The organism is Streptomyces sp. 3330 (assembly GCF_031456635.1).
Classification (GTDB): domain Bacteria; phylum Actinomycetota; class Actinomycetes; order Streptomycetales; family Streptomycetaceae; genus Streptomyces.
Window position 1 is genome coordinate 1 of the sequence record NZ_JAVDVA010000024.1, and the last position, 21,729, is coordinate 21,729.

Sequence of the window (21,729 nt, forward strand, 5' to 3'; positions counted from 1 at the left end):
GGGCGGCGCCGGGGGGGGGGGGCGGGGGGGGGGGGGGGGGGGGGCCCCCGGGGGGGGGGGGGGGGGGGGGGGGGGCGGGGGGGGGGGGGCCCCCCCCCCCCCCCCCGGCGCGGGGAGCCGACGCGGCCCCCTCGCCCACGGCATCGGGACATGACCGGCACGGGGCACGGGGCACGGGACACCGGGCAGGCTCGTGCTCCGGCGCCACACGTGGCCGAGGACCGGGCGCAGGCGCTCAGGTGCAGTCGAGCGCCGTCAGGTCCACCGCGTCGGCCATCGCCTGCATCCCCTTGTCGTTGGGGTGCAGATGGTCGCCGCCGTCGAAGAACGGCAGGATCCGCTCGGGGTCGTAGGGGCTGCGCAGGACGCGGTCGAAGTCGGTGACGGCGTCGAACCCGCCGCCGGTCCGGATGAACGCGTTGACCTCCTGGCGTTCCGACTCGGCGTCCGGGTCCCACTCCGACCAGCCCTCGAAGGGGCCCACGGTGGCGCCGACGACACACTTTCCGGCCGCGTGCGCCCGGCGGACGATCTCCCGGTATCCGGCGATCACGTCCCGCGCGGTCACCCCGGTGTGCGCCTTGATGTCGTTGACGCCCTCGAAGAGGAACACGGTGCGCACCCCCGGCTGGGACAGCACGTCCCGCTGGAGCCGGTTCAGCGCGCTCTGGCCGGCTCCGTCCGCGAGGACCTTGTTGCCGGAGATCCCCTCGTTGGCCACGCCCTTGACCTCGGTGTCCGCCCCTCGGAGCCGCCGCGCCAGGTAGTCGGGCCAGCGGCGGTCGAGGTCGGTGGTGGACTGCCAGCCGTCCGTGACGGAGTCGCCGAGCACGACCACCGCGCCCGTCGGCGCCTTCGGGCGGACGGAGACGGAGTCGAGGTAGAACCAGGATCCGGTCGTCGCGCTCCACCGGTCGCCGCTCTCCTGCGCGGCGTGGTCGCCCTGGGTGAGGTAGGAGGTCTGCATGGCCATCCCGTGACCGCTCGCCGGGCCCTGCGCGTCCGGCGAGTACAGGCTGACCACCAGGGCGGTCGCGGCCGGCAGCCGGCCGGGCAGCGCGTCGCTCAGCGCCGTGCCCCCGGCGGGGAGCGTGACGGAGGGCGCGCCGTCGAAGCTCAGCCGCCGGTTGCTGCCCGGGACCAGGGTCGCGCCCTCCCGCCGCACGCCCGCGTACACGCTGTCGAAGGTCACCGGCCGGTCGCCGAAGGCGTTCGTGAGCCTGATCCGCAGGTCGTCGCCGCCGACGCTGGTGCGGACGACGAGCCGGTAGCCGCGGTCCGCCACGCCCTCCCCCAGCCGGTCGGCGGAGGCCGCCCAGGTGACGACGTCCCCGGTGTCCGCCGCGCGGGCGACCGCCGGGAAGGCCTGCGGCAGGGCGGCCGCCGACAGGAAGGCGAGGACGGCGAGGAGCACGCGGACGGGCCTGCGGCGGGCGGTCACCGTCCGAAGCCCTTCAGCGTGACGGACTCCCCCGGCCGCAGGTCCACCGTCCGGGAGGTCTTCCCGTGGGCCACCGTCGTGGTCCGGCCGCCGACACTGCGCACCCGCGCCGAGGTGGGCGTGCCGTCGCGCCAGCGCAGGTCGACGACGAACCCGCCGCGCGCGGGCAGACCGGTGACATACCCGGAGGCGGCCCAGGCGTCGGGGAGCGCGGGCAGGAGTTCGAGGTGCCCGGGGCGGGAGTACAGGAGCATCTCCGTCATCGCCGCCGGGGTGCCGAAGTTGGCGTCGATCTGGAAGATGCCCCGGCCCTGTTCGACCTCGTAGATGTCGAACAGGTTGAAGGCGGTGCCGTTGGCGCCGCCGGTCGACGGACGCAGGTTGGTCGTGACCAGCTCGTACGCCTTCTCCGCCTGCTTCAGTCGGGCCCAGCACAGCGCCCGCCAGGCGTTCGCCCAGCCGAAGCTGTCCATGCCGCGCGCGGTGAGGAGGGCGGTGGCTCCGTCGACGATCTCCCGCGGGGTGGAGCCGTCGGGGCGGATGCGGTCGCCGGGGAACAGGCCGACGAGCGGGGAGAGGTGCCGGTGGGTGGTCTCCCCGAGGTTGTCGGGTGACATCCACTCCTCCAGCCACCCGGTCTTCGGGCTCACCTGCGGCAGGTACAGCCGTGCGCGCAGGCCGGCGACGGTGTCCGCGTAGGCGGCGTCCCTGTCCAGCTCCCCCGCCGCGGTCCGGTAGTGACCGAACAGCTCCCACACCAGCTCCTGGGCGTAGGTGATGCCCCGGGCGTCGAGCGGGCCGTGTTCGGGCGACCAGTCGCTGTCGGCGACGAGGACCTCACGCGTGCTGCCCGGCGGGGTCGTGGGCAGCAGCCGTGCCTCCCAGAACTCGCAGGCGCCCTTCAGCAGCGGGTAGATCTTCTCCAGGTGGGTGCGGGAGCCGGTGAACTCGTAGTGCTCCCAGAGGGTGTTGGCGAGCCAGGCGTTGCCCGCGGGGTGCCACCACCAGCCCATCCCGCCGTGCGGGTTGGTGGAGATCGCCACGGTCCAGCCGGCGTTCTTTCCGCTGGAGTTGCGGTAGCGGTTGCGCGGGTCGTCGAACAGGGACCGGGTGAGGGCGGTCCAGGAGGGCAGTTGGGCGAGGCAGTAGTCGGTGAGGGCGTCGAAGCACGGGGACAGGCCGGTGCGGTCCGCCATCCAGTAGTTCATCTGGAGGTTGATGTCGGTGTGGTAATCGCCCATCCAGTCCGGGTCGTTGCCGTCCAGCCACAGTCCCTGGAGGTTGAGGGGAAGGCTGCCCCGGGATCCGGAGATCATCAGGTAGCGGCCGAACTGGAGGTACGCGGCTTCGAGTTCGGGATCGGGTGTGCGGTCGCGGGCGCGAGCGGCGAGGCGCTCCCAGGTGTCGAGGGCGCGCTGTCGCGCGGTCGACGTGCCGAGCGAGAGGTCGAGTCGGCCGTAGAGGGCGCGGTAGTCGGCGACGTGGGTGCGCAGCAGGGTCCCGGCCGGGTGGGCGGCGGCCGCCCGGACCTTCGTACGGGCCAGCTTCTCGGGGTCGAGGGAGAGGTCGCGGTACTTCGCCCGGGCGTCGGGGACATAGTTGGTGCCGCCGCTGACGACCACCGTGAGCGCGGTGCAGCCGGAGAAGTCGACGCGTGCGCCGTTCACCCGCACCCGGCCGCCGGTTCCGCGCGCCGTGACGGCCGCCCCGTAGCGCAGCCCGCCGGGGAAGGAGCCGCCGAAGGACTCCGCGTCGCCACCGGTCTCGCCGTGCGTGCCGTCGAGGGTCACGGACCCGGTGTACCGGCCGCCGCCGCTCTGCGTGAAGTGCAGGACGATCGCGTCGTCGGGGCGGCTGGCGAAGATCTGCCGCCGGTAGGTCACCCCGGCGCGGACGTACGTCGTCGTGAGGAGGGCCTGGGAGAGGTCGAGGGCACGGCGGTAGTCGTCGACGGCGGACAGGTCGTGGTCGGGGACGTCCACGGTGAGCCGGGCCAGCAGGGTGAAGGAGCCGAAGTCGGCGCGGCCGTAGGGGAACTGGCCGTCGGCGTCCAGCCGGTCGTTGAGGCCGCCGGTCCACAGGGTCGCGTCGGTGATCAGCAGCAGCTCCCGGCCGGGGTCGTTGCTCGCGAGGGCGCCGAGACGGCCGTTGCCGACCGGCAGGCCCTGTTCGATCATCGAGCGCTCGTCGGCGGGGGCCCGCCACCAGAGCCGGTGCCGGGTGTCGTCGGTGGGCGGCGGCGCGTCGGTGGGCCGCACGGGCGCGGCGGAGGCGGTGAAGGCGGGCAGGCCGGCCAGGGTCGCGGCGGTGAGACCCGCGGCGAGGAGGGCGCGTCTGCCGGGGTGCGTCGGGCGGGGGTTCATGGCGGCTCCGGAGGTCGGAGGGGGCCCGGCCGCGGTGCCGGGCCCCCGGGTGTCGTCAGGGGGTCTTCGGCACGTCGATCCGGTCGATGTCCGGCGCGTAGCCCGAACCGCTGTCGAAGGTGACCGTGTTGGCGCCCGCCTTCAGCGTCACGGGCACATGGACGCGGGCGACGGTCCCCCAGTCGCCGGTGGCGGGGAAGGTGTGGCGGGTGGCGCCGCCGCCGTTGGCGGAGACCGCGGCGGTCCGGGCGTCACCGCTGATGTACGCGACCTCGATCTGATAGGTGCCCGGCTTGTCGACGACGACGTCGGTGAAGGTCAGCGCGCCGCCGAGGTAGAGGTTGCCGACCTTGCGGTCGCCGGAGCAGGTGGAGCAGTCGGCCACGGAGGCGTTGCCCGCGAGGGTGTTGGCCGGGGCCTCGGCCTCGTGGCCGGTGCGTTCGACCGCGCCGCCGCGCGGGGTGACGGTGAACAGGCGGGAGCCGTGGGCGGGCAGTGCCTGGGTGATCCGGTTCCGGTAGGTGCCGAGGTCCTCGTGGTTCCACAGGTCCCGGACGGCCGCCTTGCCGGTGAAGCCGAGCGTCGTCCAGTCGGCGCCGACCGAGGCCGGCGCGTCGGCCAGGTTGAACAGGGCGACGGTGTAGGTGCCGTCGGGGTTCCGTGCCGCCCACACGCGCTGGGGATCGGACGGGGTGACCGGGTGCGCGGGCGGCGCGGCACCCTGGTTGACGGCGATGACCTCCCGGTTGGTCAGCAGGGACAGGCCGTAGGAGTCCAGGCGGGTGAGGTCGTCGCCGGTGTAGAGCGGTGACTTGGCGATGGCCCACAGGGTGGCGTAGGTCTGCCGTTCGGCCTTGGTCAGGCCGTCCATGGCGCCGTTGCCGACGTCGAGCGAGTCGAGGTCGTTCCAGCCTCCGGGGCCGGCGTGGCGGGCCCAGGCGGGGAGGTCGTCGAAGCGGTCGTCGACGGAGTTCTCCCACGAGACCAGCGTGTTGCAGTAGCACTCGACGTCCGTGTCGATGCGCCAGCCGTCGGAGTACTTCTTCCAGTCGGCGGCGTGTCCGATGTCGAGGGACCAGGACACCTCGAGGTGGATCGGGCGTCCGGTGGCGGCGATCGCCTTCTGCCAGGAGGCCACGTCGGCAACGTTGTCGTAGTTCTCGCCGCTCTTGAAGGAACCGGGGCCGACGCCGTCCAGCTTGAGGAAGTCGTAGCCCCAGTCGGCGAACATCCGCGCCTGGGAGTCGATGTACTTCTGCGCGCAGGGGTCGGAGAAGTCGATCTTGTAGGCGCTGTCCCAGCCGTTGGTGGTGCGCAGGTCGTCGTGGACGATGTCGGCCGTGGTGCAGCCTTCGGCGTTCCAGATCGGGGCCTTGCCGTCGGCGTAGGCCTCCTTCTCCAGGCCTACGGGGAGGTAGATCCCCGCCTTGAGGCCCTTGGCGTGCACGTGGTCGGCGACGGCCTTCATGCCCCGGGGGAAGCGCCGCGGGTCGGCCTTCTGCCGGGCGTACCCGTCGAACCCCGGCTTCCAGGCCTGGTCGCGCCACCAGCCGGCGTCGATGTTGACGTACTCGTAGCCGTACTTCTTGAGTTTCGCGGCCAGTGCGTCGGTCTGCTTCAGGACGTTGGCCTCGGTGAGGTAGCTGTAGTCGCCGTCGGGGTTGAGACCCGGGTACTTGGAGGACTGCATGCTCCAACTCGACCAGCCCATGTACGGCTTGGCGGCCGGCTCCGGCGCGGCGGTCTCGGCCGTCTCGGCGTGCGCGGCGGGGACGGCGGTGGCGGTGCCCACGGCGAGCGCCAGGACGACGGCGGCTCTCAGGGCGCGTGCGGGCAGGGCGGAGTGCGAGGGTGACCGCATGGGTCTGACCTCCAGGGGTGGGGGTGGGGCGGGGTTCGGCGGAGCGGCTCGGGTCGGCCCGGTTCACGCCCCCGCGCCGACGGCAGGCTCGCTGCCGAACCGCGCCGGAGCGGGCGGGGACGCTGCTCGTGCGGTCAGTTCGGCTCGGTGATGAAGGACTGGATGGCGGTCGCCGCGGCGCCGCGGGCCCACTCCTCGAAGGGCAGTGGGCGGGTCTGCAGGTCGCACTGCGCGGCCGAGCCGAAGGCGGCCGCCGCGAAGGCGCCGCGGATCTGGTCGGCGAAGAGGTCGTAGGCGGCCAGGCCCTCACCGGAGATGAGGACGCGTTCCGGGCCGAGCAGGTTGGCCACGGTGGCGATGCCGCGGCCGATCGCGTCCCCGGCCCGTGCGTAGGCCTCGCGGGCGTGGACGTCGCCCCGGCGGGCGAGGCCGACGGCCTCGGCGGTGTCGGTGACCTCGACGCCGGTCCGCTCGCGGATCCGGGTGAGGATCGCCGGGTCCGCGGCGATCGCCTCGACGCAGCCGCGGTTGCCGCAGTGGCAGAGCGGTCCGTCCGGGTCGACGGTGACATGGCCGATCTCGCCCGCCACTCCGTGCGCTCCGGCGACCACCCGGCCGTGGACCACGAGGCCGCAGCCGACGCCCGCGCCGACGGTCACCACGGCGAAGTTCGACAGACCCACGCCGGCGCCGAACCACTGCTCGGCGACGGTGAGGGCCCGTACGTCGTTGTCGACGGTGACCGGCAGACCGGTGACGGCGGAGGCGAGTTCGGCGAGCGGCACGTCACGCCAGTCCAGGAACGGCGAGTAGCGCACCACGCCCGCAGCGCGGTCCACGTCGCCGGAGACGGCGACGCCCAGCCCCATGACGCGTACGCCGTAGCCGTCCGCCTCGGTCAGCAGTTCCCGCACGACCTCCGCGGTCGACGCCAGGACCGCCCGGGCGGCACGGTCGCTCAGCGGTGCCCGGCGGGCGAGCAGGATCCGGCAGCGCAGGTCCGTGAGCACCGCGAAGACCGCGTCTCCGGTGAGCTTGAGTCCGAGGAACAGCGCGCGGCCCCCGTCGACCCGCACCAGGTTCGCGGGTCGGCCGAGGGCCGTGCGGGCCTCCGTGTCCGCGTCCTCCACCAGGTACCCCGACTCGATCAGCGGCCGGACCGCCTTGGTGACGGCCGCCGCCGACAGTCCGGCGCGCCGGGCCAGTTCCAGGCGGGTGAGCGGGCCCCGGGACAGGACGGTGGTGAAGATCTGCGAAGCGGCCGGTGTTGCGGCGGGGAACGTCTCGGCGGGGTGCGCGGCGAAGGACGAGGGCATGGCCGGGAACCTAGGGCCCTTATTTTCCACTGTCAATGAAAGAAGCAGGAATCAGCTGAAGGTCCCCTGTGAGCCCTGAGTTCCTTGCAAAAGACCTACGACGCCTAGGTATTGACGTGTGATCGAAGCCGATCATCCCCTAAAGGCTCCGCCGCAGTCAGCGTCGCGTCCGCAGACGGGCCAACAGGCCGCGCGCCTGGGCCCGACGGCGCGGGTCGGCCGCCGCACGCCGAGCCTGCTCCATCGTGCGCCGCCCCTGCGGGCTCCTGCTGAACTCCTTGATGCGCTGAATGACGCCCATCTTCGTCCTCCCCTTGTCTGTCGGCTCGCCTGCCGGCGTAGCCGTCGGCGTGCTGTGTCCGCTGTCGTGCGGTTACCCCCGAACGCGCCGTTCAGGCGGGCCGGCCGGGCGGACCGGCCGCGTCCCCGTCTGCCGTCCGCTCACGCCGCGCGTCCCCGGGCCGCCGTCGTCCGCACCGGCACGGCCGCGGGACGGGCGGCCGGGGTGCGCGCGCCCGCGCTCTGGGTGCGGGCGGCGCGGACCCGGTAGGTGGTCTTCGTCGGGTCCGTGACGGGCTCGCCGACCGTGATCCGGCCGGCCGCGTACAGCTCGTCGCACTCGGTGGCGGACAGGGCGACGTAGCAGCCGCCCCGGCCGCTGTCGGCGTCCAGCGGCCGCCAGTAGCCGTACACACGGCGTCCGCCGGCGTGCTCGGTGACGAACACGGGGGTGCGCGGGTCGGAGATGATGCGCAGCACATCGACCCCGGCGCGGCCCGGCGACACCCCGGCGCGACCTGACGACACAGCGGGGCGGGCCGGCGTCACACCGGGGCGACCCGTCGACACACCGGGGCGGGCCGGGCGTCCGTCGCGGACCGTACCGCCGTCGTCCGGGCGGGCGGGGCGCGGGGCGGGACGCGTCGCCGGGCGGGGCTTCTCCTCGCGGCCGAGCGGAAGCGGGCCGCGCTGACGCGGCACGCCCGCCGCCGTGCCGATCGTGCCCGCCGCGCCGGGTGCCTCCTCGTGCCGACGCCACCAGGGGTGCGCGTCGGAACGGACGTCGAGGATCTGCGGCTGGACGGCGGTGGGCGGCATGATCGGTGACCTTTCCTCGGCGGGGACATGAGACCGACTACCCGGTTGAGGCGAAGTTGATCTCATGTGGGGCATCCTTCATGACGGCACTGACAACGGGTGGGTTCACCGGCGGCGCGACCTGCCCTCCCTGCGGTTGGCCTTCGGCGATACGGGCACTCGGCGAGCCATGTGTCAGCGACTGCGGGAGGTGCACGGTGGCGGTGAGGCATCGGCTGGTCAAGGCGAGTCCGCAGACGGTGTGGGACGTCCTCGCCGACGGTGACCGCTACGCGGAATGGGTGGTGGGCACGTCGTCGACCCACGAGAGGACGGGCGAGTGGCCCCACGTGGACGCCAAGATCTCCTACCAGATCCGGGTAGGGCCCGTCACCTTGTCCAACGAGACGGTCGTACGGCGTTGCCGGGAGCCGGACGTGCTGGAGCTGGAGGCGCGGGCGGGGGCGTTGGGAACGGCCAGGATCGCGTTCGAGCTGCGGCCGTGGGGCCGCCACTGTCTGGTGATCCTGGACGAGCATCCGCTGCAGGGCGTCGGCGGACTGCTGCACAACGCCGCCGTGGAGGCGGTGACCCAGATCCGCCACCGGGCCATGCTCGGCCGGCTGGCGAAGGTGTGCGAGGCCGAGCCCGAGGCCGGACGCTCCGAGGGCGCCCGCGCGACGCCGGCCGCGGCGCGCCCGCAAGCCGGGGGAGGCGGCCGTGCCTGACGCCGTAGTCATCGGCGCCGGACCCAACGGGCTGGTGGCGGCGAACCTGCTGGCGGACGCGGGCTGGAGTGTGGCTGTCCTCGAGGAGCAGCCGGAGCCGGGCGGCGCGGTGCGGCACGACCGCTCGGTGGATCCCGAGTTCGTCAGCGACCTCTTCAGCTCCTTCTACCCGCTGGCCGTCGCCTCCCCGGTCCTGTCGGGGCTGCGGCTGCACGAGCACGGTCTGCGCTGGAGCCACGCGCCCAGCGTCGTGGCCCACCCCCTCACCGACGGCGGCTGCGCGGTCCTCGATCGCAGGGTCGAGGTCACCGCGCGCTCCCTGGACGCCTTCCACGCCGGGGACGGAGCCGCCTGGCGCCGCCTGCACGAGGTGTGGGAGCAGCTTCGCCCGGACATCCTCGAAGCGCTGTTCACCCCGTTCCCGCCGGTGCGGGCCACGGCCCGGCTGGCGGTCCGGCTGCGCGCCGCGGGCGGCCTGCGCATGGCCAGGACGCTGGCCCTGCCGGTGCGGCGACTGGGCGAGGAGGAGTTCGCGGGCGAGGGAGGCCGGCTGCTCCTGGCCGGCAACGCGCTGCACGCCGATCTCGCTCCGGAGGCCGCGGGCAGCGGCGGCTTCGGCTGGCTGATGGCCATGCTCGGCCAGTCCTACGGCTTTCCCGTGCCGGCCGGCGGCTCCGGCGCCCTCACCGAGGCCCTGGTCCGGCGGCTGCGCGCCCGTGGCGGCGAGCTGCACTGCGGACGGCGGGTCAGCCGGATCGAGGTCCGGGACGGGCGGGCCGTGGGGGTGCGCACCGCCGACGGCGAGCGGGTCGCCGCGGACCGCGCGGTGCTGGCCGACGTCTCCGTCCCCGCCCTGTACGGCACGCTGCTGGAGCCGGCACACCTGCCCTCCCAGCTGCTGGCCGACCTGGAGCGCTTCCAGTGGGACTTCGCGACCTTCAAGGTCGACTGGGCGCTGAACGGGCCGGTGCCCTGGCAGGCGGAGGCGGCGCGCCGGGCCGGGACCGTGCACCTGGCCGACGGCGCGACCGAGCTCACGCGGTTCGCGGCCCAGATCGCCATGGGCCAGGTCCCCGACCGTCCCTTCGCGCTGTTCGGGCAGATGACGACCGCCGACCCGGGGCGCTCCCCCGCCGGCACCGAGTCCGCCTGGGCCTACACCCACGTGCCCCAGCGGGTGGACGGCGACGCGGGCGACGAGGGGCTCATGGGCTCCTGGGACGCGAGCGAGCAGGAACTGATGGCCGACCGGGTCGAACGCCAGGTCGAGCGGTTCGCTCCCGGCTTCCGCTCCCTGATCCGCGCCCGCCGCGTCCTCGCCCCGCCGACGCTCCAGTCCCTCGACGCCAATCTGCACGGCGGCGCGATCAACGGCGGGACCACCGCGCTGCACCAGCAGCTCCTCTTCCGGCCGCTGCCCGGCAGCGGGCGCCCGGAGACCCCGGTGCGCGGCCTGTTCCTGGCCTCCGCCGGCGCGCATCCCGGCGGCGGCGTCCACGGCGCGCCGGGCGCCAACGCCGCCCGCGCCGCACTGCGCCGGCACCGCCCGCCCGGCGGGACGCTCGTGCAGCGGGTGCTCGCCCGCCGGGACCGCACCGGCACGAAACAGCCGTCCACGGGCTGACCCGCGCCGTCCCCGCCGCTCGGCCGAGCACCCCCGAAGACGGAGAACCCGAGGAACGGAGCACGCCGTGCACGACAGTCACCTCGAAGGCCGCACCGCCGTGGTCACGGGAGCCGCCCGCGGAGTGGGAGCGGCACTGGCCCGGGAGCTAGCCCGGCGCGGTGCCCGGCTGGCGCTGATCGGCCATGAGGGGGCGGCGCTGCGGTCCGTGGCCGCGTCGCTGCCCACGCCCGCGATGGCCGTCGAGGCCGACGTCACCGACGGGGAGGCGCTGGAGAGGGCGGCCGAGGCGGTCCGGACGCGGCTGGGGCCTCCGTCGGTCGTCGTCGCGAACGCGGGCATCGCGGAGGCGGGCCCGTTCGCCTCCGCGGACATGGCCTCCTGGCGGCGGGTGGTCGACGTCAACGTCACGGGCAGCGCCCTGACGGCACGGGCCTTCCTGCCGGACCTGACGGAGTCGGCGGGCTACTACCTCCAGATCGCCTCGCTGGCCTCGATCGGGGCCGCTCCGCTGATGAGCGCCTACTGCGCCTCGAAGGCCGGTGTGGAGGCCTTCGCGCACACCCTGGGGGCCGAGACGGCGCACCACGGCGTGGCCGTCGGCATCGCGTATCTGAACTGGACCGACACCGACATGATCCGGGACGGCGACCGGCACGGGGTGCTGCGTGAGCTGCGTGCCCGGATGCCGCCGCCCGCACGGCGCGTCCTCCCTCCGGAGTTCGTGGCGACCCGCCTCGCCACCGCCGTGGAGCGCCGCCGCACCGCCGTCTACGTGCCGGCCTCGCTGCGCCTCGTCCAGGTGGCGCGGGCCGCGGTGCCGTCCCTGGTGCTGCGCCGGACCCGCCGCGCGCTGCCCCGCCTGGAGGCCTCGGAGCCGTTGCGCCCCACCGGGCTGCTCGGCGCCGGCGGCCGGGCCGACGAGGCGGCGGCCGCGCGGCGGGGACACCCGCCCGACGGCCGCTGAGGGCCGGGACCGTCTACGCCTCCCTCGCCTCGCGGGCCCATTCCCCGACGACCGGCACACACGTCTCGGCGAAGTACCCGTAGTCGTCGGGGGTGTTGTACACATGGGCGGACAGCCGGAGGTAGCCGCGTCCGTCGAAGCTGGTGAACGCGGCCTCCACGCCCAGTTCGGCGGTCGCGCGGTCGCGCAGGGCGTCCGCGGCGATCCGGCTCGTGCCCAGGCCCTCGGGCAGGCGGACCAGCCGCATCCCGGGAACGGGCATGCCGACGTCGACGGGGTCGGCCGGGGCCCCGATCCGGGCGAAGGCCTCCGCGACGACACGGGCGCCGTGGTCCGCCAGTTCGTCCATGTACCGGCGGGCCGTGTCCCAGCCCCAGGTGTCGTCGATGAAGTCCAGCGCGGCGGGGGCGGCCAGGAAGCCGGTCGCGTCGAGCGTGCCCTGGTGGTCGAAGCGGTCGGGGAAGGGTTCCGCCGCGCCCCAGGAGTCGATCAACGGATGGAGGTCCGCGCGCAGCGGTCCGCGGGCGACGAGCGCCGCCGAGCCACGCGGGGCACAGCCCCATTTGTGGAGGTTGCCGACCCAGGCGTCGCAGACCAGGCCGTTCAGGGGCGCGGCCAGCAGTCCGGGGGCGTGCGCCCCGTCGACGAGCAGCGTGATCCCGCGCCGCGCGGCCTCGGCTCCGACGCGTCCGACGGGCATCAGCCGGGCCGTCGCCGAGGTGATCTGGTCCAGGACGATCAGGGCGACACGGTCGTCCACCTGCGCCATGACCGCCCGGTACGCCTGCTCGGCGTCGGCCGCCAGCGGCACCCGGGCCGTGCGCACTTCGGTCCCCCAGCGACGGGCCAGCCGCTGCGCGCCCATGGTGACGGCGCCGTAGCCGTGGTCGGTGACCACGATGTCCCCGCCGGGCCGGGCGGCCAGGGCCGCGTAGACGACGCTGGCCCCGGCGCTGGCGTTCGGCACGAGCGCCAGGTCCTTCGCGTCGGTCCGCAGCCGGGCGGCCACGGCGGCGCGGGCCTCGGCGAGCCGGCCCGGCAGCGACGGGAACCACGCCACCGGGGCACGTTCCATCTCCGCCCGCAGGGCGTTCTGCCGCTCCTGCGCCACCCGTGGGACGGCGCCGAACGAGCCGTGGTTGAGGTGCCTCAGCTCGGGGCCGAGGGTCCAGGCCGCCAGCGCGGGCCGCCCGTCGGGCAGCGTCAACGGTCGGGGCACGGTGACGACTTCGCCCTCGTTCACGGCTCTCCTCGGATCGTCCCTGGTCGGGTGCCCCGCGAGCGCCGGGCGGGCCCACGATACCCAGGACGGACCGGGGCCCGGACGGACGTCCTCGACGGCCTCGAAGCTCGGATCCTCGGACTTCCGCGGTTTCGCGGTTCAAAGCGTCGGAGCCTCAGAGCGTCAGCACCGCAGAGCGGCAGAACCGTAAGGCTTCGGAGGCTCAGAGGCTCAGAGGCTCAGAGGCTCACGAGAAGAACGACCGCTGGGCGGGCAGGCCGGGTGTGAAGGAGGACGGGGCGCTCATGACCCGGTCCAGGTCTCGCTTGATGCGTTCGGCCTCGCCCTTCACCTGGGCGGGCACGTCGCCGCGTTCGATGATGAGGCGGTGGTAGATCGGGGTGTCGTCGAAGACGGGGATCACCGAGGGGGCTCTGCTTTCGTGGACGGTCGGGCAGGCCGACGCGGCAGGACTTGCTTCGGACACGGCCGACGATCCGACGGAGCGAACCGGCGCTTTTGTGACGTCCCCTGACGGTTCGACAGCCGAACCGCCGGTGGTGACGTCATCGTATTGTCCCCGATGGCCCGGGTGCGGGTGACATGGGGGCCCGGGAGCGGTGGCGGAGGCCGGCGGAGAGGCGCCCCGCGAGAGCGCCGAAACCGCCCCGGCCGCTCCCCGGTCGCGCCGGCCCGGCTCCCCGGCCGTGGGCGTGCGCTCCGCCCGCTGTCACCACGTCAGGGGGCCGTCCGCAGCGCAGGCCTCGCCGGCGAGGCCCTCGACGACCCCCTCGGGCCGCAGGAGTTGGGCGACGATCGCGGCGGTGGCACGATGCCAGTCGGCGCAGCGCCGGAGCATGGCGTGGTCACCGCCGCGGACGAGGACGATCCCCGCCTGCGCCGCGGCCCGCCGGGCCCGCCGGACGTAGTCGGCGGACTCCCCCGGATCGGTCACCCGGTCACGGTCCCCGTGCAGCACGACGATCCGCTTCCCGCCGAGATGGCCGACGGGTTCGCCGGGCGGGCACCACGGCGCCAGCGCGAGAACACCGCGCACCGCCGGGTCGGCCGCCGCCCGGAGCGCCGCCCGGCCCCCCATCGAGTGGCCCACCAGGGTCACGGGCACGTCGCCTGCCGTCCGGCGCAGTTCTTCGAGGGCCCGTACGGTGTCGTGCACGGGATCGGCGGTCGTGTTCCAGCCCCGGTAGCGGTAGCGCACCTCGCCGACCAGCACGTCCTCGCGGTCCGTCGCGGCGACGGCAGCCCGCAGGACGGGACGCATCCGCAGGGCGGCCAGGTGCCTGCCCCGTGACGCCTCCCGGCTGTGCTCCCGGCCGCCGTGCAGGACCAGGACCGCGGCGCCCGGCGAGCCGGCCGGCCGTCGCCGGACCACCAGCGCGGACGCGCTCCCCGCCCCGCCTTCCGCGCCTGCGCCCGTTTCCCCGACCGTTCCTTCGCCCGCTTCCTCGCGCACTGCCCCTCGCCGCCTCTCTCACCGCACACCCGGATCCCTACGACGGTCACGGGTTCACTCCGCCACGAACTCCGGCTCCCACGGCCGCGGGCCCGCCGCGTCCTGCCAGCGCCCGAGATCCTCGCCGTCCACACACACGATGCCGCATTGCCGCGCGTACTCGACGGCGGGCCCGGTGAAGTCGCCCGTGGTGACGACGGCCGCGAACTCGGCCCCGTGCACGGCGAAACACGTCCCGCCGAAGCGCTGCATGTCCTGCGAGCCGACGCGGTTGGTGTCGCAGTACCGCTTGCACTGGATGACCAGCACCCGTCCGTCCGGCGTCCTCGCCACGACGTCGGCGCCCAGATCACCGGCCCCGCCGACGACCTCGACCTCGGTGCAGCCGTCGCGCCGGCACAGCTCGGCTATCGCCTCCTCGAACTCGTAGGGGTCCAGCTCCTCGTACTCGATCTCCTCGGTGACGGCCGGCTCGTCGTCGAGGGGGTGCTCGGTGATCTGCCCGAGCGGCCGATCGAGCGGGATCGTCGGCTCCACGTCGAGACTCCCGCCGACGAAGTCCGCCCGGGACACGGCCGGACCGGAGGCGACGGCCGGCGGCGCGGTCTCGAGGGCGTCGACCACCGTCTCGGTGGCCTCCTCCAGGGACTTCGCGGCGCGGCGCGCGAGCCTGGCCGCCGAGAACCGGCGCCGTCCGCGACGGCCGGCCACGACACTGGCGGCACAGACGAGCACGAGCGAGACGGCCCAGCCGGGACGCTGCTGCGCGGCGGCCGTCGCGGTGCGGGCGACCGTGCCGAGCAGGGTCAGCAGGATGGCGAGCAGGACGAAGTACACGGCCGTGGAACGAAGTTCGAACCGACGCGGACTGCGCGCGGGCTGCGGAACGTGCGGCGGTACGGCCATGGCGGGTGCGTCCTCCCGGGTACGACAGCGAAGATCATCCAGCGTGTGCCCAGGCCGGGGCGGTTCTATCGGGAGAGATGCGCACCCGCGCGCGGGAACCGGACGCGCGACCGGCTCAGTCCTCGGCGAAGGCGAGCAGCGGGAGTTCGGCGGAGTCGCTCAGTTCGGCCCAGACCGTCTTGCCGCGGCGGGCGTGGCGCGTTCCCCACCGCTCGGCGAGCTGGGCCACCAGGAGCAGCCCTCGGCCGCCCTCGTCGAAGACGCGGGCCCGGCGCAGGTGAGGGGTGGTGCTGCTGCCGTCGGAGACCTCGCACAGCAGGGCCCGGTCATGGATCAGGCGCAGCCGGACGGGGGGCCGGCCGTAGCGGATGGCGTTGGTGACGAGTTCGCTGACGATCAGCTCGGCGGTGAAGCCGAGTTGTTCGAGGCCCCAGTCGCTCAGTTGCCGCGACACCTCCGAGCGGGCCCGGGCGACGGCGGCGGGTTCGGCGGCCAGCTCCCAGGTCGCGACCTGACCTGCGCCCAGGGCGTGGGTGCGGGCCAGGAGCAGGGCCACGTCGTCGTCCGGCCGGGTCGGCAGCAGGGCCTCCACGACGTGGTCACAGACCGCCTCCAGCGAGGGTGCGGGCTGGGCGAGGGCTTGACGCAGCCGGGCGAGGCCCGCGTCGACGTCATGGTCACGGGACTCGACCAGGCCGTCGGTGTAGAGGGCGAGGAGGCTGCCTTCGGGGAGTTCCAGCTCCATCGCCTCGAACGGCAGACCGCCCAGGCCGAGCGGCGGGCCGGGCGGCAGTTCCAGGATCTCGGGCGTCCCGTCCGGGGTCACCAGGGCGGGTGGCACATGGCCCGCGCGCGCCAGGGCGAAGCGTCGCGAGACGGGGTCGTACACGGCGTACAGGCAGGTGGCGCCCGTGTCTCCGGCGGCCTCGCCGTCGACGTCGTCGGCGCTCTCCCCGGCCAGCCGCAGGACGATGTCGTCGAGGTGCGTGAGAAGTTCGTCGGGCGGCAGATCGATGTCGGCCAGCGTGCGTACGGCGGTGCGCAGCCGGCCCATGGTGGCGGCGGCGTGGATGCCGTGGCCGACCACGTCGCCCACCACGAGGGCGACCCGGGCGCCGGACAGCGGGATGACGTCGTACCAGTCGCCGCCCACGCCGACCCGGTCGCCCGCGGGCAGGTAGCGGTAGGCGACCTCGACCGCGGACAGCCGCGGCGCACCGCGCGGGAGCAGGCTGCGCTGGAGGGTGAGGGCGGTGGCGCGGACATGGCTGTAGCGGCGGGCGTTGTCGACGGCCACGGCCGCCCGGGCGGCGATCTCCTGGGCCAGGAGCAGGTCCTCGTCGTCGTAGCGGCGCGGGTTGTGGTTCCGGCAGAACCGGGCGATGCCCAGCGTGGTGCCGCGGGCACGCAGCGGCACGATCAGCGTGGAGTGGACGTGCGGGGCGTCGGCGGCCGCGTCGCCGTGGTGCTTGGCGGGCCGCCCGGTGACCAGGGCGCGGGCCTCGGGCGACCCTTCCGGACAGACCCGGAGCTGCTGCGCCTCGGCGAGGGACTGCTGCCCGTCGTCGGTCACCGACGCCCGCGCGGTCCTGCGCAGCAGGAGGGGGCCGTCGCCGGGGAACTCCTGGCCCTGCAGCGCGGCCTCCAGCAGGTCGACGGTGACCAGGTCGGCGAAGTGCTCGACGGCGTGATCGGCCAGCTCCTGCGTGGTGCGGACGATGTCCAGGGTGGTGCCGATGCGCATTCCCGCCTCGTTCACCATCGACAGCCGCCACTGCAGGCGGCGGTCCCGCTCCTCCTGGAACGCGACGACGCCCTGTTCCGAGGTGCGGTCCACGTACGCGGCCGCCGCCGCGATGACCTGCCGGGTGGCCGCGCTGATCAGCTCCGGGTCGTCGGAGTACCGGGGCATCTCCGCGAGCAGCCGGTCGAGGACGACGGTCTGCGCGAGCCGGAAGGCCCGCAGCATCGAGCCGAGCGGGATGCCGTGCCGGGCCAGCCGGCGCGCCCGTTCCTCGTCCGCCGGCGGCGGTGCGATCCGGCCCGGCGCGATGGCGTGCTCGAGGCCGAACAGCCCGGCGGCGACGTGGTCGGCGACGTTCTCCGCCACCATGCGCGCGATGTCGGGGTCGTCCCACAGCTCGGGAAGCTCCCGCCGCAGGTCACGCTCCACCTCGGCGGTCAGCTCGTCCGCTCGGGACCCGAGCTCGCGCACGACACGGGACACGAGACCGGCAGCCGTCAGATCCACAAGGACGACGTTACGCCGTTCGGGCCCGCAGGCCTCGTCGGGAGGCGCCCCGCCCGGGTGCCCGCACCGGACGCCGCCGCTTTGTGCGGCACGGCGCGCACCGCCGTGCCGGTCGGACGGACCGGCCTGACGCCCGGGTCTGACTCGCGGGTCCGGTGGGCGGGCCGACGTACGGGCCTGCCGTACGGGTCTGCCGTACGACGAGTCCGGCTCACCGGGGCGTGACCCCGGGGCCCCCTCCCCCGCACCGGGGAGGCGTCCGCGCCGACCGTCAGCAGGATGACCGGCCGGGGCAGGGTCATGAAGACGGCGGATCCCGCGCCCCCAGTATCCGAGCCCGGGGCGGGAGGCGGACAGGCGGCCGCGCACGTTCCCTCAGGTGGCGCCCCGGCGGGTGGTTCAGCCCGCGCCGTAGCCGAGTTGGCGCCTCATGTACGGGGTCATGAGGGTCTTCGCCTTCGCCAGCACCGAGGTGCGCCCGCCCAGTACGGCGCTCTCGCCGCCCGGCACGGGCAGCACGGTCAGCCCGTCGGCGGCCCCGAAGGGCACGATCAGCGGGGTGCGCCGGACCGGCCGGTAGAGGCGGGGCTCCCGGCGGTGCTTGCCGGAACTCCTCAGGTGGACGCGGATGTTGTGCGCGGCGAGGTCGGCCTGGGCCAGCGCGGCGGGGGTGATCTTGAGTTCGGTGGCGTCGTTCACGTCGCCGACCGCGAACACGTCCGGGCGTCCCTCGACCCTGAGCCTGCGGTCGACCTTGACATGCCCGGCCGCGTTCAGCCAGTCACCGTGTCCGGCCAGCCGCAGCCAGAGCGTGTTGGGCGTGGTGCCCGTCGCCCAGAAGGACAGGTCCGCCTCGATGACGTTGCCGCGCGCGTCGCGATAGGTGCCGAAGTCGTTCCCGGGCGACATGAACGAGTCGAGGCGCACCTCCACGTCGTGCGACTCCAGCCAGGCCAGCGCCCGGCGTCCGGCCCGCGCACCGCCCGCCGAGTTCAGCAGCGAAGCCCCCGCGTGAGCGAGGGTGACCCGGGCGTCCGGCCGGGCCAGGCGTATCTCGGCGCCGAGTTCGACTCCGGAGGGGCCGCCGCCGACGACCAGAACGTGTGCGGCGGCGGCGACCTTGCGCTGGTGGCCGGCGAAGGACGTGATCGCCTCCTCGGCGGTGGTGCCGGTGAAGCGGGCCGGTTCGGGGTAGTCGGCGCCGGTGGCGATCACGACGACGTCGTAGGGCAGCCGTTCGCCCGTCGCCAGGACGACCTGCCGTCCGGCCGTGTCGATACGGACCGCCTTGCCCACCACGACCCGGCCGTCGCGCAGCAGCCGGTCGTACGGGATGAAGGGGGTGACCGACCACTCGGGGCGGACGCCGGCGCGGAGCGAGGCGATGCGGTGGAAGAACACCTCTTTGCGGTCCACCAGCGTGACCCGGGCCGTCGCGTCGAGTCGTCTCGCCAGCCGCACGCCCGCGTAACCTCCGCCGATCACCACTATGTCGCCGTCACGCACACGCGTCTCCTGTGCAGGGGGATGCGAGCGGCCCGCCGTGGAGGGGCTTCCTCGGCCGCTCGGAGTTGGCGACGAGCGTAGCGCTTGAACTTTTAAGTTCACGTGGAGTCGTGTGCAGCTGTGTGGACGTTCGGTGAAACCGGGTCACCGTGCAACCGGATCACCGTGAAGCCGGGTCACCGTGAAACCGGGCGGCCGCTGTGGGGCCGAGCGGCCGGGCCGGTTCAGGTGGCTCGCGGCCAGGCACGCAGCAGCGTGGCGATCCGCGCGGCGGTGCAGGCGGGGTCCCGCAGCAGGTCGCGCAGGGCCACCGCGTCCTCGCGGGTGGGCTTGACCGGAATGCCGGAGGCTTCCAGGTACATCACGCCCGTGGCCGCTGCGACGGCCATGTTGGACCGCTCGAGCCAGCGGCAGCGGCCGAGGACGTGCACCAGTGCGGCGGCGCGGGCGTACGGGCCGTCGTACACGGCCTGCTCGAGCAGCTCGGCGCGGTGGCAGGCGACCGCCGCCACCGGCACCCCGTAGTCCTCGGGGGCGGGGTCGGCCGCGCCGGCGATCTCGGCGACCTGGAGGATCCAGGGGACGTCGATGTGCAGTTCCATCAGGCGGCGTGCGCTCCGGGGACGCGCCGGCCGGCGTCCTCCGCCTCGTCGAAGACGGCCTGGTGTTCGTCCAGGAAGCGCCGCGCCGCGTCCAGGCCGCGCTGCCGCAGCCCGTCGGCGTCCTCGCGGACGAGGGCGGCGATGTACTCGCCGAGCGGCAGGCCGCGGTCCTTGGCCCGGGCCCTGGCCAGCTCCGCGATCTCGTCGTCGACGCGCGCACCCAACTGTGTCTTCGCCATACATTGACGGTAACAGCTGTTACCACCACACGGCAGCCCCTTCGCTCCGGAACACAGGCGTACACAGCAGTGCAGTGCGCAGGAGTTCACCCCGCGCGGTCACACCGCCTGGTCCGTCTGGTCCGCCTGGTCCCCCGACAGCCGCCCGGGAAGGGCGGGTCGGGGGACCGACGCGTGGGCGGCGAGGACGGCCGGCTTGCGGATCAGGAGCAGCGCCGCGTCGTCGTGCAGCCGTCCGCCGACGTGCGCCAGCAGTTCGTCGTGGACCGCCCCGACCGTGCGCGCCGGATCGTCGCAGAGGTGGCGCGCGAAACCCTCGACGAGCGGGTAGAACTCGCGGTCGCGGTCCCGGGCCTCGATGACACCGTCCGTGTAGAGCAGCAGTTGGTCGCCGTCGGCGAAGGGCAGCACCTGGAGGCTCGGGGTCTGGTCGGAGAGGGCGCGCAGCCCGAGCGGCGGGGCGGGATGCGTGGCCTCCACCGCGGTGACGCTCCGGGTGGCGCTCACCAGCAGCGGTGGCGCGTGCCCGCAGTTCACCACCTCCAGCTGGCCGGAGCGCGGGTAGCCGGCGACCACGGCGGTGACGAAGTCGTCGCTGCCGAGGTTGCGCGCGAGGCTCCGCTCGATCCTGTCGACGACGGCGAGCAACTCGGGTTCGTCGTAGGCGGCCTCCCGGAAGACGCCGAGGACGAGTGCGGCGGTCCCCACGGCGGGCAGCCCCTTGCCGCGCACGTCTCCGACGATCAGCCGCACGCCGTACGGGGTGGGCACCAGCGCGTAGAGATCACCGCCGATCCGGGCCTCCGCGGCCGCGGCGCTGTAACGGACCGCGACCTCGAACGGGCCGACGGTGGCCGGCACCGGCCTGAGCAGCGCGTGCTGGGCGGCCTCCGCGACCGACCGGACGGCCGCGAGGACCCGCTCGCGACGCTTGCGCAGCGCGCCGGCCAGGACACTCGCCAGGGTGACGGCCACCAGGGCGGCCAGGACGGCCGCCAGTTCACGGCCCGGGGCGCCGTCGCGGACACCGATCGTCGCGCCGATCACCGCGGCGAGGACGCCGACGCAGACGACACCGCGCGGGCCGCTGGTGCTGGCGGCCAGCGCGGGTCCGGCCGCCAGCAGGGGCAGCCAGATCATCCCCACTCCGCCGAAGAGGTCGACGAGCATGATGGCGAAGAGGATCGCGACGGGCAGGAGGGGTCCTGCCACTCGGTACCTGAACAGCCGTGTCGGGCAGTGATCGCCGCCATGGTTGCGCGCATGACTCATGCTTCGTCCGCAGTCCTCACCTGTGGGTGCACGGGGGCACTTCGGAAATGTCTGTTTCCTCTAGGAGACGGGTTCGGCCCCACCGGCCATAAGGATCAGATTTTCAGATAGTGAACGATCACATGGCGAGGGAAAGACCCCTGGTCACGCGGCTCGCGGTAGGGAGCAGTCGGGCCCGCACCTGATCGAGCCGGGACAGCCGGTCGACCGGCAGCGAGACGCCGAGCGAGCCGAGGGTGTCGCCGCTGTAGACGGGCACGGCGACACAGACCGTGCCGAGGGTGTACTCCTCCAGGTCCGTCACGGCCGGGGCCACCGGCGAGGAGTCGAGTTGCCGGAGCAGCTCGGAAGCGCTGGTGATGGTCCTGGGGGTGAGATCGGCGAGGTGGTGGCGGGAGAGGTACTCCTTGCGGGCCTCCTCGTCCAGCTCCCGCAGCACCGACTTGCCGAGCGCGGTGGCGTGTCCCGCGTCCTCGAACCCGACCCACAGGTCCACGCGGGGCGCCCGGGGGCCGTCGACGATCTCGGCGACCCGGATCTCCCCGTCCTCGTAGAAGGTGAGGTAGGCGGCGGAGGTGAGCTCGTCCCGCAGGGCGGCGAGGGCGGGACGGATCCGGCTGAGCAGCGCCTGGGCGCGGCCCGCCGTGTGCAGCGTCTGCAGCCGGTCCCCCAGGATGAATCCGCCGTCCTGGAGTTTGCGCAGGTACCCGTCGTTCACGAGGGTCCGCAGCAGGTGGTAGGCGGTGGCCAGGGGCAGGCCGGTCTCACGTGCCAGCTGTTTCGCCGGCGCGCCGTTCTCGTGCGCGCTCGCCGCCTCCAGCAGGCGGAAGGCCCGCTGCACGGAGGTGATGAGCGTGGGGCCGTCCTGCGCACCCATAGC

At 74.2% G+C, this 21,729-nt stretch carries 19 protein-coding genes; 3 read left to right on the forward strand and 16 right to left on the reverse strand.

What is annotated here, in order from left to right; genetic code table 11:
• Positions 1–235: 235 nt before the first annotated feature.
• The 6 genes from J2X68_RS31515 to J2X68_RS31540 all read right to left on the reverse strand — a co-directional run bounded on the left by J2X68_RS31515 (position 236) and on the right by J2X68_RS31540 (position 8,079).
• Complete coding sequence (locus J2X68_RS31515) at positions 236–1,441, reverse strand: SGNH/GDSL hydrolase family protein (protein ID WP_310436007.1); 1,206 nt, start codon at positions 1,439–1,441, stop codon at positions 236–238.
• Positions 1,438–3,804: a glycosyl hydrolase family 95 catalytic domain-containing protein gene (locus J2X68_RS31520; protein WP_310436008.1), complete on the reverse strand. Its 2,367-nt coding sequence runs from the start codon at positions 3,802–3,804 to the stop codon at positions 1,438–1,440. The genes J2X68_RS31515 and J2X68_RS31520 overlap by 4 nt, the downstream gene beginning before the upstream one ends.
• Before the next feature lie 55 nt (positions 3,805–3,859).
• Entirely contained in the window at positions 3,860–5,665 is a 1,806-nt protein-coding gene (locus J2X68_RS31525; protein WP_310436009.1) for a CBM35 domain-containing protein, read from the reverse strand.
• Positions 5,666–5,799: 134 nt separating this feature from the next.
• Positions 5,800–6,981: an ROK family transcriptional regulator gene (locus J2X68_RS31530; RefSeq protein WP_310436010.1), complete on the reverse strand. Its 1,182-nt coding sequence runs from the start codon at positions 6,979–6,981 to the stop codon at positions 5,800–5,802.
• Between the two features lie 157 nt (positions 6,982–7,138).
• Entirely contained in the window at positions 7,139–7,282 is a 144-nt protein-coding gene (locus J2X68_RS31535; protein WP_310436011.1) for a hypothetical protein, read from the reverse strand.
• A gap of 140 nt (positions 7,283–7,422) precedes the next feature.
• Positions 7,423–8,079, reverse strand: coding sequence for a cell envelope biogenesis protein OmpA (locus J2X68_RS31540; RefSeq protein WP_310436012.1), 657 nt, complete (start codon positions 8,077–8,079; stop codon positions 7,423–7,425).
• A 197-nt stretch (positions 8,080–8,276) separates the two neighbouring features.
• Here J2X68_RS31540 and J2X68_RS31545 point away from each other — a divergent pair, with 197 nt between their 5' ends.
• The 3 genes from J2X68_RS31545 (at position 8,277) to J2X68_RS31555 (ending at position 11,377) form a co-directional block, all read left to right on the forward strand.
• On the forward strand, positions 8,277–8,786 hold the full coding sequence (locus tag J2X68_RS31545; protein ID WP_310436013.1) for an SRPBCC family protein: 510 nt from the start codon (positions 8,277–8,279) through the stop codon (positions 8,784–8,786).
• On the forward strand, positions 8,779–10,410 hold the full coding sequence (locus J2X68_RS31550) for an NAD(P)/FAD-dependent oxidoreductase (protein ID WP_310436014.1): 1,632 nt from the start codon (positions 8,779–8,781) through the stop codon (positions 10,408–10,410). Before J2X68_RS31545 ends, J2X68_RS31550 begins: the two co-directional genes overlap by 8 nt.
• A 67-nt stretch (positions 10,411–10,477) precedes the next feature.
• The gene (locus tag J2X68_RS31555) at positions 10,478–11,377 is read left to right on the forward strand and encodes an SDR family oxidoreductase (protein ID WP_310436015.1); all 900 of its coding nucleotides are present in this window, start codon (positions 10,478–10,480) and stop codon (positions 11,375–11,377) included.
• Positions 11,378–11,390: 13 nt separating this feature from the next.
• On the opposite strand, the gene J2X68_RS31560 is transcribed toward J2X68_RS31555, so the two are convergent.
• From J2X68_RS31560 to J2X68_RS31605, 10 genes are all read right to left on the reverse strand, one after another.
• A complete protein-coding gene (locus J2X68_RS31560; protein ID WP_310436016.1) occupies positions 11,391–12,620 on the reverse strand; it encodes an aminotransferase class V-fold PLP-dependent enzyme in 1,230 nt (409 codons plus the stop codon).
• A gap of 226 nt (positions 12,621–12,846) precedes the next feature.
• A complete protein-coding gene (locus tag J2X68_RS31565; RefSeq protein ID WP_310436017.1) occupies positions 12,847–13,086 on the reverse strand; it encodes a hypothetical protein in 240 nt (79 codons plus the stop codon).
• Positions 13,087–13,329: 243 nt separating this feature from the next.
• Positions 13,330–13,995, reverse strand: a complete 666-nt coding sequence (locus J2X68_RS31570) for an alpha/beta fold hydrolase (RefSeq protein WP_310436122.1) — start codon at positions 13,993–13,995, stop codon at positions 13,330–13,332.
• 132 nt (positions 13,996–14,127) lie between these two features.
• Positions 14,128–14,979, reverse strand: coding sequence for a restriction endonuclease (locus J2X68_RS31575; protein WP_310436018.1), 852 nt, complete (start codon positions 14,977–14,979; stop codon positions 14,128–14,130).
• Between the two features lie 115 nt (positions 14,980–15,094).
• Positions 15,095–17,230 carry a SpoIIE family protein phosphatase gene (locus tag J2X68_RS31580; protein ID WP_310436019.1) on the reverse strand — a complete coding sequence of 712 codons (2,136 nt, stop codon included), beginning with the start codon at positions 17,228–17,230 and terminating at the stop codon, positions 15,095–15,097.
• A 399-nt stretch (positions 17,231–17,629) separates the two neighbouring features.
• A complete protein-coding gene (locus J2X68_RS31585) occupies positions 17,630–18,736 on the reverse strand; it encodes an FAD-dependent oxidoreductase (RefSeq protein WP_310436020.1) in 1,107 nt (368 codons plus the stop codon).
• 224 nt (positions 18,737–18,960) lie between these two features.
• A complete protein-coding gene (locus J2X68_RS31590) occupies positions 18,961–19,338 on the reverse strand; it encodes a fic family toxin-antitoxin system, toxin component (RefSeq protein WP_310436021.1) in 378 nt (125 codons plus the stop codon).
• A complete protein-coding gene (locus J2X68_RS31595; RefSeq protein ID WP_267021922.1) occupies positions 19,338–19,577 on the reverse strand; it encodes a hypothetical protein in 240 nt (79 codons plus the stop codon). Before J2X68_RS31595 ends, J2X68_RS31590 begins: the two co-directional genes overlap by 1 nt.
• A 99-nt stretch (positions 19,578–19,676) precedes the next feature.
• A complete protein-coding gene (locus J2X68_RS31600) occupies positions 19,677–20,747 on the reverse strand; it encodes a PP2C family protein-serine/threonine phosphatase (RefSeq protein ID WP_310436123.1) in 1,071 nt (356 codons plus the stop codon).
• 220 nt (positions 20,748–20,967) lie between these two features.
• Positions 20,968–21,726, reverse strand: a complete 759-nt coding sequence (locus J2X68_RS31605) for an IclR family transcriptional regulator C-terminal domain-containing protein (RefSeq protein ID WP_310436022.1) — start codon at positions 21,724–21,726, stop codon at positions 20,968–20,970.
• Positions 21,727–21,729 lie beyond the last annotated feature (3 nt).

Coding starts and splice junctions, on each gene's coding strand:
- J2X68_RS31535 (WP_310436011.1), bottom strand. CDS start 7,282: ATGGGCGTCATTCAGCGCATCAAGGAGTTCAGCAGGAGCCCGCAGGGG.
- J2X68_RS31600 (WP_310436123.1), bottom strand. CDS start 20,747: ATGCTCGTCGACCTCTTCGGCGGAGTGGGGATGATCTGGCTGCCCCTG.
- J2X68_RS31590 (WP_310436021.1), bottom strand. CDS start 19,338: ATGGAACTGCACATCGACGTCCCCTGGATCCTCCAGGTCGCCGAGATC.
- J2X68_RS31575 (WP_310436018.1), bottom strand. CDS start 14,979: ATGGCCGTACCGCCGCACGTTCCGCAGCCCGCGCGCAGTCCGCGTCGG.
- J2X68_RS31525 (WP_310436009.1), bottom strand. CDS start 5,665: ATGCGGTCACCCTCGCACTCCGCCCTGCCCGCACGCGCCCTGAGAGCC.
- J2X68_RS31530 (WP_310436010.1), bottom strand. CDS start 6,981: ATGCCCTCGTCCTTCGCCGCGCACCCCGCCGAGACGTTCCCCGCCGCA.
- J2X68_RS31540 (WP_310436012.1), bottom strand. CDS start 8,079: ATGCCGCCCACCGCCGTCCAGCCGCAGATCCTCGACGTCCGTTCCGAC.
- J2X68_RS31595 (WP_267021922.1), bottom strand. CDS start 19,577: ATGGCGAAGACACAGTTGGGTGCGCGCGTCGACGACGAGATCGCGGAG.
- J2X68_RS31605 (WP_310436022.1), bottom strand. CDS start 21,726: ATGGGTGCGCAGGACGGCCCCACGCTCATCACCTCCGTGCAGCGGGCC.
- J2X68_RS31520 (WP_310436008.1), bottom strand. CDS start 3,804: ATGAACCCCCGCCCGACGCACCCCGGCAGACGCGCCCTCCTCGCCGCG.